This is a genomic window from Geobacter sp. FeAm09 (assembly GCF_008330225.1).
Lineage (GTDB): Bacteria > Desulfobacterota > Desulfuromonadia > Geobacterales > Pseudopelobacteraceae > Oryzomonas.
Genome location: NZ_CP042466.1, coordinates 2,479,616 through 2,492,627, shown reverse-complemented (window position 1 = coordinate 2,492,627; position 13,012 = coordinate 2,479,616). Strand labels below are relative to the sequence as shown.

At 62.8% G+C, this 13,012-nt stretch carries 12 protein-coding genes; 8 read left to right on the top strand and 4 right to left on the bottom strand.

The annotated features are described in order from the left end of the window. The first annotated feature begins 8 nt into the window (after positions 1-8). The 7 genes from FO488_RS11590 (at position 9) to FO488_RS11560 (ending at position 8,554) form a co-directional block, all read left to right on the top strand. Positions 9-1,556 carry an FAD-dependent oxidoreductase gene (locus tag FO488_RS11590; protein ID WP_149210700.1) on the top strand — a complete coding sequence of 516 codons (1,548 nt, stop codon included), beginning with the start codon at positions 9-11 and terminating at the stop codon, positions 1,554-1,556. Between the two features lie 53 nt (positions 1,557-1,609). After that, positions 1,610-2,536 carry a transporter gene (locus FO488_RS11585; protein ID WP_149210699.1) on the top strand — a complete coding sequence of 309 codons (927 nt, stop codon included), beginning with the start codon at positions 1,610-1,612 and terminating at the stop codon, positions 2,534-2,536. Positions 2,537-2,646: 110 nt separating this feature from the next. Next, positions 2,647-3,075, top strand: a complete 429-nt coding sequence (locus tag FO488_RS11580) for a hypothetical protein (protein WP_149210698.1) — start codon at positions 2,647-2,649, stop codon at positions 3,073-3,075. Positions 3,076-3,085: 10 nt separating this feature from the next. After that, entirely contained in the window at positions 3,086-4,267 is a 1,182-nt protein-coding gene (locus tag FO488_RS11575; RefSeq protein WP_149210697.1) for an MFS transporter, read from the top strand. An 85-nt stretch (positions 4,268-4,352) separates the two neighbouring features. Then, the gene (locus FO488_RS11570; protein ID WP_149210696.1) at positions 4,353-5,273 is read left to right on the top strand and encodes a 2-dehydropantoate 2-reductase; all 921 of its coding nucleotides are present in this window, start codon (positions 4,353-4,355) and stop codon (positions 5,271-5,273) included. A 181-nt stretch (positions 5,274-5,454) separates the two neighbouring features. Continuing rightward, positions 5,455-7,074: an NADP-dependent glyceraldehyde-3-phosphate dehydrogenase gene (locus FO488_RS11565; protein ID WP_149210695.1), complete on the top strand. Its 1,620-nt coding sequence runs from the start codon at positions 5,455-5,457 to the stop codon at positions 7,072-7,074. A 172-nt stretch (positions 7,075-7,246) separates the two neighbouring features. After that, positions 7,247-8,554 (top strand): DUF4403 family protein, encoded by a 1,308-nt coding sequence (locus FO488_RS11560; RefSeq protein WP_240731884.1) that lies wholly within the window; start codon positions 7,247-7,249, stop codon positions 8,552-8,554. A 42-nt stretch (positions 8,555-8,596) separates the two neighbouring features. Here FO488_RS11560 and FO488_RS11555 read toward each other — a convergent pair whose 3' ends face one another. Then, positions 8,597-9,187: a DUF4337 domain-containing protein gene (locus FO488_RS11555; protein WP_205743264.1), complete on the bottom strand. Its 591-nt coding sequence runs from the start codon at positions 9,185-9,187 to the stop codon at positions 8,597-8,599. 185 nt (positions 9,188-9,372) lie between these two features. On the opposite strand from FO488_RS11555, the gene FO488_RS11550 reads away from it, so the two are divergent. Further along, complete coding sequence (locus tag FO488_RS11550; RefSeq protein ID WP_149210693.1) at positions 9,373-10,440, top strand: sensor histidine kinase; 1,068 nt, start codon at positions 9,373-9,375, stop codon at positions 10,438-10,440. A 24-nt stretch (positions 10,441-10,464) separates the two neighbouring features. Here FO488_RS11550 and FO488_RS11545 read toward each other — a convergent pair whose 3' ends face one another. From FO488_RS11545 to FO488_RS11535, 3 genes are all read right to left on the bottom strand, one after another. After that, positions 10,465-11,340 (bottom strand): methylenetetrahydrofolate reductase, encoded by an 876-nt coding sequence (locus FO488_RS11545; RefSeq protein WP_149210692.1) that lies wholly within the window; start codon positions 11,338-11,340, stop codon positions 10,465-10,467. Between the two features lie 110 nt (positions 11,341-11,450). After that, positions 11,451-12,233, bottom strand: a complete 783-nt coding sequence (gene fetB, locus FO488_RS11540; protein WP_149210691.1) for an iron export ABC transporter permease subunit FetB — start codon at positions 12,231-12,233, stop codon at positions 11,451-11,453. Continuing rightward, the gene (locus FO488_RS11535) at positions 12,226-13,011 is read right to left on the bottom strand and encodes an ATP-binding cassette domain-containing protein (protein ID WP_149210690.1); all 786 of its coding nucleotides are present in this window, start codon (positions 13,009-13,011) and stop codon (positions 12,226-12,228) included. The genes fetB and FO488_RS11535 overlap by 8 nt, the downstream gene beginning before the upstream one ends. Position 13,012: the final 1 nt, after the last annotated feature.

The window sequence follows — 13,012 nt, the reverse complement described above, 5'->3', positions numbered from 1 at the left end:
ATATCCGAATGCGAATTATCGGCAAGACATGGTTCATGAATATGGTCGTTATGACGGCGTGCCTGGTGGCTACTCCGCTGTACGCGGCAACGCCGCAGTTTACCGATGAAACCGAAGTCGTGGTGGTCGGTGCCGGCGGGGCCGGGTTGAGCGCGTCGTTGACCCTGGCCCAGGGGGGCGCCAAGGTCATCCTGCTGGAACAGAACCCCTTCCCCGGCGGAACCTCCAATGTGGCGGAAGGCGTCCTGGGGGTCGAATCCCGCATGCAGCGGGATCATTACTATGGCCCCCCCATGTTGACCAAGGACATGGTCTTTAAGCATGAGATGGATTACACCCACTGGAAAGGCAATGCGAAGCTGATGCGCGCCTTTATCAACCAGTCCGGCGAAACGATCAACTGGCTGCAGGATGAAGGCGTGCCCTTCGAGGAAGTCGCCATGACAACCTTCGACGGCGTTCGCACCTGGCATGTCATCGATGGCCACGGCGCCTCCCTGGTCAAGGTGCTGTTCGGCAAGCTGAAACAGAGCCCCAACGTCAAAATTCTGATGGAAACCCCGGCCATCGGCCTGATAACCGACGACAACAAGCGTGTTGTCGGCGTCACGGCCAAGGGCAAGAAGGGCGAACTCCGCATCAAGGCAAAAGCGGTCATCCTGGCCACCGGCGGTTTTGCCGATAACCCGGAACTGGTGAAAAAATACGTCGGAAACACCTTTGCCGGCTCGGTCGCCAACTTTCGCAAAGTTGGCTTCGCCCTCACCGAAGCCATGAAACTCGGGGCCAAGACGGAAGGTCTCGGCACCGTCATGAACACCGCCGTGTACGACAAGGTCCGTTCCGGCAAGCCCGGTCCCGCCAATCCGGTTGACCAGCAGTTCGACGCCCTTGGGCAGCAGCCCATGAATATCATGGTCAATGTCCATGGCGAACGTTTCTGCGATGAAGTCATCGCCAACAACTTCGTCCTCCAGTCCAACGCCATTGAACGCCAGCCCGGCAGTTTCGCCTGGGTCATCTTCGATGAAAACCTCCGCAAACATTACGTGAACGACGGCATCGACGGGGGCATGGGCGTACTGGTCCCCGCCGGTACCAAGCTTGCCAAGGCCGACGGTGCGCTCGACAAGTATGTTGCGGAAGGCAAGCGCAACATCTATGCGGCAGACAGCGTGGAAGAGCTGGCGGCAAAGATCCAGGTTCCTGCCGACGCCCTGAAGAAGACCATCGAAAATTACAACAGCTACGCTGAACACAACCATGACGCGGAGTACGCCAAGGACCCCTACTTCATGAAAAAGCTGAGCGGCAAACTGTATGCCATGCGCGAAGTCCTCTCCTACCTGGTGACGGTGGGCGGCGTGAGCGTTAACACCAGGATGCAGCCGCTGGACCGGAATGAACAGCCGATCAAGGGGCTCTACGTCACCGGCAGCGACGTGGGAGGGCTCTTTGGCGACTCCTACGGGCTTGCTTCTCCGGGAACCACCTACGGCTTCGCGGTTGGCAGCGGCCGCATGGCGGCCCGTCACATCCTGGAAACCTTGAAGTGACGAAGCGTGGCGAGAACCGGACGTTTCAATAAACCGTTGATAAAGGAGATCGTATGAAGTTCATCCCTGAAAAATATTCGGCGCGCTGTCTTGCATCGGCTTTGGTCATGCTGTTCGGTGCGGTGCTCTCCCAGCCGGCATGTGCAACGGAGGGGGGCAGCAGTTCCTATGGACACGGCTCTGAAGGCTTTCTCGACGCCTTCCCACCGGGCCTGCACCTGGTAAACTACACCCAGTTCTACGAGGCCGGCAAATCGCTGGATAACAGCGGCAAGGAAACCGCGCCGGGGTTCAAGGCGCGGGCCACCGCAAATATTACCAGGATCATGTACACAAACGACCTGCATCCGTTCGGTGCAACGTTTTCCTCACATATCCTGGTGCCCGTGGTTGACGTGTACGTCAATACGGCGACCCCGGCGGGAAGCGACAGCAGGAGCGGGCTCGGCGATATCACCATCGCACCGGTGATGCTGGGGTGGCACTCCAGGAATTACCACCTGATCACCGGCGTTGACATCACCATGCCCACCGGTACCTACGACAAGACCAGAGTCGCCAATCCCGGCCGCAACTACTGGGACATCCAACCGAACTTCATCGCCTCCTACACCGGCGACGGCGGTTTCCAGGCCTTCGGCAAGTTCATGTACGACTTCAACACCAAGAACAGCGATGCCGGCTACCAGTCGGGCCAGGAACTGCACATGGATTACGGCTTCTCCCAGAAGGTGAATCTCTTTACCCAGGACTTCCAGCTTGGGATGGGCGGCTATGTCTACCAGCAGACGACCAAAGACGAGGCCGATGCCGGGTACCAGGGGCAGGTCTACGGCAAAGGCCGTGTGTTCGCCATTGGCCCGCAGATCGAATACCTCTATAAAAACATGAGCTTCGACCTGAAATTCCAGAAGGAGTTCGAGGCGAGGAATCGCAGCGAAGGCGACAAATTCTGGTTCAAGTTCAATTACTCGTTTTAAGGCGGTCAACCGTGTGCCGGCCGGGGCCGCCGCCCCCGGCCGGCACACGGGAGCCCGTGGAGTTCTCCCTCCTTCCTCCACGGGCTTTCTTTCCTCAAAGGACACGGATTATGGACCTGCACACCTACGGACACTGCACCGAACCGGGAGCGGGCATGCCGCCCGGCGCACACCGGCTCGCCGGGAGAAAGCTCGCCTGCGACAGCCGCTACCGGAGCATCATCGGCCACCTGGACGCCATGATCGAAGCGCTGCGCCGCAAACCGGGCGCGGACCTCACCCGGGAACTGGAGCGGCTCCTGGAGGTCATGATGGAGCACATCGGTTCCGAGAACCGCTACATGGAACTGGTGGGCTTCCCCCAGGCCACCCGGCACCGCCTCCATCACCAGCTCCTCTGGGTGAACACCGCCGAACTGGCCCCCCGCTTCGGCAGGGGGCTGGAGGTGCTGCCCGACGAGTTGGCGGACATCCGCCTCCTCTGGCTGGAACACATCCATTGCCAGGACCGGGCCTTCGAGGAATTCCTGGCTGGGTAGGGGAGAAACCATGGAGACCCGCACCCTGTTCCGGGGGCTGTTCCTGATCAACTTCGCCATCACCTTGGGCTTCGGCATCGCCGACGCCTTCTTCTCGCTCTACGTCTTCAGCCTGGGCGCAAGGGGAGCGCTCCTGGGACTGCCGCTGGTTCTCTACTCCCTCTCCAAGATCGTCCTCAGCCCCTTCATGGGCGCCTGGGCCGACCGCATCGGCCGCAAGAAGGTCGCCGCCGCCAGCCTCGGCCTCTACCTCTTCGTCTCCCTCTGCTACCTCTTCACCGTCAGTCTCCCCCTCATCACCCTCCTGCGCCTGCTCCAGGGCATCGGCTGCGCCATGTTCCGCCCCGTGGTGCTCTCCCTGGTGGGCGAAGCCACCCCGGACCACAAACGGGCTACGGTCATGGGCACCTTCGACATCTCCTTCTACGGCGCCCTGAGTCTGGGGCCGGTGGTGGGGGGGATGCTCAAGGACCTGTGGGGCTTTCAGGGGATCTTTGCCACCCTGGCCCTCCTGTGCGTCGTCGCCCTGGCCGTGGCCCTCATCTGCATCCCCGGCCATAAGCCCCCGCCACGCCAAGCCAGCCACAGCGAACGCCTCGGTGACCTCCTGGGCGCCACCCGCCACAGCTCCCTGCGGGGGCTTTTGGCCTTCGTCTTCGGCCGGGCCTGCGGCATCTCGCTGTTGGGGGCCTTTCTCCCCATCATGCTCACGGCCCGGCTGGGGCTGAGCGGCACCCGGGCCGGGCTGGTCATGGCCTCCTCCACCCTGGTGATGACCCTCTTGCTCCGCCCCATGGGCATGCTCTCGGACCGGGCGCCGCGCAAGTCCCTGGTGGTTGCCGGGGGCACGGCGGTCTCGCTGCTCTACTTCCTGATCCCGGTGGCGGCGGGTTTTAGCCAGATCCTGGCGCTGGGGGTGGGTATCGGCCTGTTCAGCGTGTTGTCCCAGCCTGCGAGCACGGCGCTGCTGGTGGAGGAGGGGAGCCGCCACGGCATGGGTGCGACGGTGGGCACCTGCAACGCGGTGCTGAACCTGGGTTTCGTCTCTGGCCCGCTGTTGGGTGCGGGATTGCAGAGCGCCCTGGGGCTGACGGCGGTGTTCTACGCCGCCGGGGTTCTGGGGCTCGGGGCGGCCCTGCTCTTCCTGCTGTCATCCCGCTCCGGCCGTGCGCCAGGCGGACAACGGCCTTGACATTTGTTCCGCCTTGTGCCAAGCACTAACAGTGCAGAAGAACCGTCACAACACAACCAGAACAGCCAAAGGGAAAAAAAGGACCATGAACATTGCGGTTGTCGGGGCCGGTGCGGTCGGCCTCTATTACGGGAGCCTCTTGCAGCGCGCCGGTCACGAGGTGCGCTTTTTACTGCGGCGGGATTACGACGCCATCACCAGATCCGGCCTGACCGTCACGTCCCCCCGCGGCGATTTTCATCTTGAAGAGATCCGGGGATTCCGCGATCCCCGCGACATGGGGACCGTCGATCTGGTCCTGATTGCGCTCAAGGCCTTTGCCAACCGGCATCTGGTGGAGATGGTGCGCCCGCTCGTGGGCAGCGCCACCGCGCTGTTCACCGTCCAGAACGGCCTCGGCAACGAGGAGTTGCTGGCGGATGCCTTTGGCGGTGAGCGGGTACTGGGCGGGGTCGCCATGATCGGCGTTACCCGCGGCGAACCGGGGGTGGTGAACCACATGGCACTCGGCTCCATCCGGCTTGGGGAGTTTCGCGGCGGCCGTTCGCCGCGCAGCGAACAGTTGGCCGCCACCTTCAGCGCCGCCGGCGTTACCTGCGAGGCGGTAGCCGACCTCCGGAAGATCCGCTGGGAGAAACTGGTGTGGAATATCCCCTTCAACGGCCTGTGCGCCCTGACCGGCCAGACCCCGGGCAAACTGCTGGCCAATCCCGCCACCCGGTCCCTGGTCGCGGAAATCATGGACGAGGTCATCGCCGGGGGCAACGCCCAGGGGCTCTCCGAACCGATTTCCCCGGAGTACCGGGATGAGATGCTGGCAAGTACGGTCCAACATACCAGCGACTACCGGCCCAGCATGATGGTTGACCGGCTTGAGGGGCGGCCCCTGGAACTGGAGGCGATCTACCGGATTCCCCTGCGTTATGCGGCGCAGCAGGGGGTGCCGATGGTCCGGGTCGGGATGCTCCATGCCTTGCTGGACCTGGGGGAGCCGATTCAGCCTTGACGCCTGGATCTTTTCCTTGACAGCAATGGTTGTTGAGGATAAAAGTCTATATAGATAGTAGTTAAATTCGGGGGCTGCACGGAAGCCGGTGGAAAGACAGAGGCCGGGGGTGGCGACCCCCGGCTTTTTTTATCCGATGACACGATACAGAGGCAGCCGACATGATCAGGAAACCAGTACGATGAAACAGACCATTGAATCGTTATTTCCCACGGAAGAGCACATCCCCGAACCATACCGCATCGAGACGCCGATCCGGCAGGACTACTACCTGATCGACGGCGAGCTGCGCCGTTGGGACGGCCCCCTGCAGGAGGTCCTTTCGCCGGTCCACGTCGCCGTGAATGGGGTTCCCGTTCCGAAACGGGTGGGGGAGTCGCCCCTGCTCAGCGAGGCGGCGGCCCTGGAGACGCTTCAGGTGGCGGTGGGGGCCTATGCCACCGGGCGGGGAACCTGGCCGACCATGTCGGTGGGGGAGCGCATCCAGTGCGTGCAGCGTTTCAGCAATGCCATGCTGGGAAAACAGGAGGAGATCGTCAGACTCCTCATGTGGGAGATCGGCAAGTCCCTGCAGGAGGCGCAGCGGGAGTTCGAGCGGGCCGCCGCCTATATCCGCGACACCATCGAGGCGCTGAAGGAATTGGACCGGGTATCGTCCCGCTTCATCATCCAGCAGGGGATCATCGGCCAGATCCGCCGCGCTCCCCTGGGGGTCGTGCTCTGCATGGGGCCGTACAATTTCCCGCTCTACGAGACCTTTACCACCCTTATCCCCGCCTTGATCATGGGAAACACCATCCTGCTCAAGCCGCCCCGCTTCGGCATCCTGCTCTTCCAACCGCTGCTGGAGGCCTTTCGCGATTCGTTTCCGCCGGGGGTCGTCAACACGGTCTACGGCGACGGCGAGGTGGTCGTGCCCCCCCTGCTGGCATCGGGCAAGGTGGATGTGCTCGGCTTCATCGGCACCCACCGGGTCGCCGACGCGCTCCGCGCGATCCACCCCCGGCCCCATCGGCTGCGCTGCGTGCTCGGCCTGGACGCCAAGAACCCGGCCATCGTCCTGCCGGATGCCGATCTGGACCTGGCGGTGGCCGAATGTCTGCGGGGAAGCCTCACCTACAACGGTCAGCGCTGTACCGCGCTGAAGATCATGTTTGTGCACCGCTCCCTTGCCGATGCCTTTGTGGAACGTATGTCCGCGGGGATTGGCGCCCTGAAATGCGGCATGCCATGGGATGAAGGGGTGACGATCACACCGCTTCCGGAGCCGGAAAAGCCGGGCTACCTGGCGAATCTGGTGCAGGACGCCGAGAGCCGCGGCGCACGGGTGGTGAACCGGGATGGCGGCACCACCGGCGCTTCGTTCTTCTACCCCGCGCTGCTCTACCCGGTGGGCCCTGCCATGCGGGTCTACGACGAGGAACAGTTCGGCCCGGTCATCCCGGTCGTGCCCTACGACGATATCCGGGAGCCGATCGACTACGTGGTGGCCTCGAATTACGGCCAGCAGGCCAGTATCTTCGGGCGGGACAGCGACCTGCTGGCCCACCTGGTGGACGCCCTGGTCAATCAGGTCTGCCGCATCAACATCAACAGCCAATGCCAGCGGAGCCCCGACTGTTTCCCCTTCAACGGCCGAAAGAACTCCGCCGAGGGGACCCAGTCCGTGGCCGACGCCCTGCGCATATTTTCCATCAGGATCGTGGTTGCGGCGCGGGAGTCCGAGGCCAATCGGGAGATCATCTCCGACATCGTCAAGGGACGGAAATCCCACTTCCTTTCCACGGATTTCATGCTGTAGGGAGGGGAAAAGCATGGCCTGGGGGGGCGGACGTTCGGGGCTTCTTCTGGCCGGACCGCGGGAATTCCCGGCCAGGCGCTGCTTCATGTCACAGCTTAGGAGAGGCACGATTTACAGAATGGCTTCAAGAAAATGGGCTGCATCATCGATCGTATCGTTACTGTTTGCGCTAATGCTGAGCTCCTGCGCCGGCGTCACGACGCTGACGGCCGGACCACCGCGGGCTGAGGCCTTTCGCAGCGTACTGAGCAAGGAGGTTTCCACGCTCAACCTGCCGATAGAGGCAACCACGACCGAACTCGCCGCGGTTCTGAACCGGACGGTCCCCAAGGAGTTGTACCGGGGGGCCACCAGGACCAGCGGGCTGACCGCGGATGTGGTGCGCAACGGCCCGATCGCCGTCACGGCCGCCGACAACTACCTGTACGTCACCCTGCCGGTCGCCATGTCTCTCAGCTACGGCATGTTCGAAACCCCGGCCGTGCCCCTGACCCTGAGGTTCAAGGCCACTGCCGGCATCACCCCCGACTGGCGCCTCCATGCGGAGATATCTTACCAGGGATTGAGCGATCTCCTGGCCGAGGAGGTCGGCATCGGCCCCCTGTCGCTCAAACCGCGCAGCATCGTGGAGGGGATTACCCAACCCCTGCAGAGGGTCCTTTCCGATCTGGTCACCCGGAAGATCAACGAGCTGATCCCCTTGAAGGCGCAGGTCGCCAAGGTCTGGAACAGCGCCAGACAGCCGGTGCCGCTTGATAAAAACCGGAGCGTCTGGCTGAAGCTGACCCCCCACGAGGTTGTCATGTGCCCGCTGTCCGCCCGGGACAACAGGGTCAAGCTGAGCGTCGGCATCAGCACGTGTGCCGAACTGGTGGTGGGCCCCGAACCGGCGGCACAAGCGCTGCCCCCCCTGCCCAGCCTCAAACTGGTCACTACGTTCGACAGGACATTCCGCATCGCCCTCAATGCCGATATCTTCTACAAGGAGTTGCGTGTCATCGCCGCACCCCTGCTGTTGAACAAGCCGTTCGATTCCGACGGCGAACGCATCGTCGTCAGGGGGTTCGACCTGTACGGCAATGGCGACAGGCTCGTCATCAGGCTGGAGACCCAGGGGGCGCTGGAGGGGGTCTTCTATCTGACCGCCAAACCGGTCTACGACCCAAAGACCGGCATCTTTTCCGTGGAGGATGTGGACTTTGACATGCAGACCAGAAGCCTGCTGCTCCAGTCGGCCGATTGGTTCCTGCACGGCGCCATCAGAAGCGTGATTCAGGACAAGCTCAACATGAATCTGAACCGGCAGGTTGAACAGTCCCGCCAGGTGGCCGGAAAGGCGCTTGCCCGGGTGCCGCTGATGGATCGCGTGTTTCTGAGGGGCGACATAAAGGGGCTGAAGTTCGGTGATGTGATCGTACAACGGGATAAAATATCCCTCCAGGTGTACACCGAAGGGGAATCAGCCATTATTTTTCAGTAGCCCCGTATCCGGAAGCAACGGTGTGCCGGTTTCCGTTCCCCCTCAGGAGAGCAGCCGCGTCAGCGCGTCAGGATGGAGGGAAAGTCCCAGGAGCCCGGCCAATCCCATGGCGAATCCGAAGCCGGCAAAGAGCAGCGACAGAAAGAGCAGCCTGCGTTTCCCGGTCAGGGCGGTAATGGCCAGCATGGCCAGGGAGATGGAGAGGGCCGCGTCGGACAGGTCGAACTGGTCGTCCTTGAAGTTCAGGTCGTCGTACTCCTTCTCGAACGCCTTCGACTTTTTCATCAGAGCATCTTCCTCGGCCTGGTAGCGTGCAATCGACTCCTGGTAGTGCCGCTGCTGCGCCAGCAAGACCACGTTTCCCTTCCCCGCAGCCACGGCCTGAAGCGCGATGGTCTGGCCCAGACCCAACTCGGCCACATGATGCTTGATCTTCTTCGACTGGTACTCGTTCCAGGTGTCCACGGCATTTGATTTGGCCTGGAGCATGGCCTGGACGATGTTGTCGTCTTTGACCTTGGTGATGCCCATGAAGACTGAGACCAGGGCCACGCTCACCGCCACCCAATTGTTGAGCCGGTTTTTCGACTCCGCTGCGTCGAGGCTTTGCTGCATATCGTTCAATTCGGTCACGGGACCTTCCTCCTGACGAAATTGTGGATCATACCGTAACAGTAGCCATTCCTGCCGTTGGCTGTCAATGGGGGAAGTGCAGGGCAGCGGTCACGATATTCCGTAGGGCAATTGACATTGGGTATATACAATCTACAGTTCATTATGGCAGACCATCGTTCGTCTTTACGCGGAGGGACCGTGCCATGATGGTTATTATCATGACTCTCTCGGTGGGATTCCAGTTTCTGGCGGCGTTTCTGGCGCTCCGGCTGATACGGGTCAGCGGAGAAAAGGCCGCCTGGATGCTCGTCGCGGGCGGGCTGATCGTCATGGGGATTCGCCGTCTGGTCATGTTTGTCCATATCCTTGCCGGGTATTCGCGGTGGGACGTGACCGTGGAGATGCTGGGGCTCGTCATCTCCATCATGATGACCTGCGGGATCCTGCTCATCAAGCCGCTCTTCCTGCGCTACAATCAGGTGCAGGAGGAGTTGCGGCAGCAGCGAGCGCAGCTGGAACTGGCGAACAGGAACCAGGAGGAGCGCATTGCCGCCGCGGTTGCCGAACTGCGCAGGAAGGACGAGGTGCTCATCCGGCAGAACCGCTTTGCCGCCATGGGCGAAATGATCACCAACATCGCCCATCAATGGCGTCAGCCGCTCAACAGTATCGGGCTCATCGTCCAGAACCTCAATCTCGGCTACCAGTCCGGCACCTTGTCCCCGGCACAGTTTCAGGAAGATGTGGCCAGCGCGATGACCACGATCGAGCGCATGTCGCTCAAGATCGACGAGTTGCGCACCTTTTTCCTCAAGGATACGGTTAAACGGGGATTCCATGTGGATAAGGCGGTTGCCCAGACCCTGGGGCTTTTGGACGCCGCACTCCAGCATGCCCGTATCCGCGTGGATATGCAGGCTGAGACGGGTGTGACGCTTGTGGGGTATAGGAACGAGTATGCCCGCGCCGTGCTGAACATCGTCAGTAACGCCCGGGACGTCTTGCTGGAGCGGAAGGTGGAGGCGCCGTGCATTGCCATACGGATCTTCCGGGAAAACGACCGGTGCGTGGTTACCGTACGCGACAACGGCGGCGGCATCGACGAAGCGATCATCCCCAGGATCTTCGACCCGTATTTCACCACCAAGGAACCCCATAAGGGCACCGGCATCGGCTTGTACCTGTCCAAGGTGATCATCGAGAACAGCATGGGGGGAAGCATCTCGGCCTGCAACGTGGCCGGCGGCGCCGAGTTCAGGATAGTTGCCTAGTCCCCGCCGTGCGCCCCCCCGGCTTCAACGGAGCCGCAGTCCGTCGGTTACTTCCAGCACGGCGTCCGCCCTGTTGAGGGTGTACAGGTGTACGCCCGGCGCGCCGTTGGCCAGCAAATCCTCCGCCTGTCTGCGGGCATGGGCGACCCCCAGCTTCTGCACCTCCGCCGCGCCTCCACGGCGGTCCGCCTCTTCCAACTGCGCCAGGAATTCCGGCGGCATAACGGTGCCGCACAACGACACGATGCGCTTGATCACTTTCAGGCTGACTACCGGCAGGATGCCGGGAATGATCGGCTTGGTGATGCCGTGCTCGCGGGCGTTGCGGATAAAATCGAAGTAGATGCGGTTGTCGAAAAAGAGCTGGGTGACGGCAAAGTCGGCGCCACGGTCCAGCTTGAGCCTGAGGTAGGCCAGGTCCGCAGCGGTGCTCGCAGCCTCGGGGTGAACTTCCGGATAGGCGGCCACCCCCAGGCCCACATGGGGGTGGGAATCGCGGATGAGGGCCACCAGGTCCGAGGCGTGTAGCAGGGGGCGGTGGGGCGATGATTCGGGCGTGCTGTCCTGGGGAAGGTCGCCGCGCAGGGCCAGGACATTGTCCGCACCCGCCCGGGCCAACTGGTCCAGAAACGAGCGCACATCGCCCTCATGGGCCCCAATGCAGGTCAGATGGGCCATGGTTTCCATGCCATGTTCCTGCTTGATCCGGCTGACGATCTCCAGACTGTCCCCGTGGGTGCTCCCCCCTGCGCCGTAGGTTACCGAGCAGAAGAGTGGGTTTACCTCATTCAGACGGTCAACGGTGCGGAAGAAGGCGGGCCATTCCGAACGCTCTTTCGGGGGGAAAAATTCCAGGGAGAGGAACGGCTTGCCCGGTGTCATGGTGTCGATGATCTTCATGGGGACGTAGGTACTCCTGTCGTAATGTGGTTACCGAATCTTTTGCTGCGACCAATCCTCGCGTCTTGCTCGTCCGGCTCATACTCCCCCCGGCCTCATCGCACCGGAGGCTAGCGGCGCAACTGCTGCGCCGGGGTGAAATAGCGTCGGTACCCCTGCATCAGGAGCAGGAAGGCGGTGGCCGCAACCCCGCCGGATACGGCGCACATGATGGCGATCTGGTAGCGGACCGCAACCGCCGGTTCCGTGCCGGACAGGATTTGGCCGGTCATCATGCCGGGCAGGGAGACGATCCCCATGGCCGCCATGGTGTTGAGGGTCGGGATCAGGGCGGCCGAGAAGGCGTTCCTCAGGGCCGTTTCAACCGCCTGGCGGGGAGTGGCCCCCAGGCAGAGCGCCGTCTCGATCTCCTCGCGTCGCTCCCCGATCTCGGCATCCAGACGTTCGGCCGCCAGGCTGGCCCCCTGCATGGAGTTGCCGAGGATCATGCCGAACAGGGGGATCAGGTAACGGGGTTCGTACCAGGGCGTGTACCCCACCACCAGGGCGCAGAAGAAAAAGGTTACCCCCCCGCACCCGGCCAGGATCGAACTCCCCATCACCCGGTGGAACCCGGGCATCTTGCGCTTGGCCTGGGCGCCGGCAACCTGCAGTGAGAAACCGGCCATGACGACCAGGATGGCCGCCACCAGCAGCGGGGTCTTGACGGAGAACACCAGATGCAGGAGGTAGCCGACGGCCAGAAGCTGTACGACCATCCGCAGGGCGGCCCAGCCGATCTTCCGCTCCTGCCCCAGCCGTTGGAGGCGGGACAGGGCCATGGCCAGCAGGATCAGGGCGAATGCCAGCAGGAGGTTGGAAAGCTCCAGGTTTACGAGTCCGCGGTTATCCATGTGCCCCCTCCTTCGCCGGCTCTGCCAGGAACCGTATGAATTCGGCGCTTGCAGGCGCCGCCAGAAGCCGCGCCGCCGGGCCGGCCTCCCTGATCCGTCCCGCTTCCAGATAGATCAGATCGTCGGCAACTTTGTCGGCCAAGCGCAGGTCGTGGGTCACCAGGATGACCGCCATTCCCTGGCGCCGGCAGATATCCTGGAGGGCCGCGGCCAACTGGTCGCCGGTGGGCCGGTCCAGGGCGCTGGTCGGTTCGTCCAGCAGCAGGACCGGGGGAGAGGTGATCACGGCCCGGGCCAGACTGGCCCGCTGTTGCTGGCCGATGGAGAGGCTCCGGGCATCCCGCTCCAGCAGGTCGGGAGCCAGGCGGGCCAGTTCCAGGGTGCGCCTGACCTCCGGGCTGTCGGCGCCCGGCAGGGGCTCTTTCCGATAGACCAGGGGGCGTTGCAGGTTGTGGAGCAGGGTGCCGGGAAACATGAACGGCCGCTGCAGTACCATGGCGACTTTTCGTCGCAGCAGCAGCGGGTCCAGGCCGGCTATATCCTCGCCACCCAACTGGATGCGTCCCGTTGTCGGGTCGTCGAGACGGTTGATCAGCCGGATCAGGGAGCTTTTCCCCCCTCCGGAAGGCCCCACGATGGCGGTGATCCGCCCGGTGACGGCCGAGAACGACACATCGCTCAGAATGACGGCTTGCCGTCCCCGCTCGTCGGACCGTACCAGGCCGACCCCCTCCGCCTGCACCAGTGGCTGGCCGGCGGGGGGCATTGTTTTCGTCATC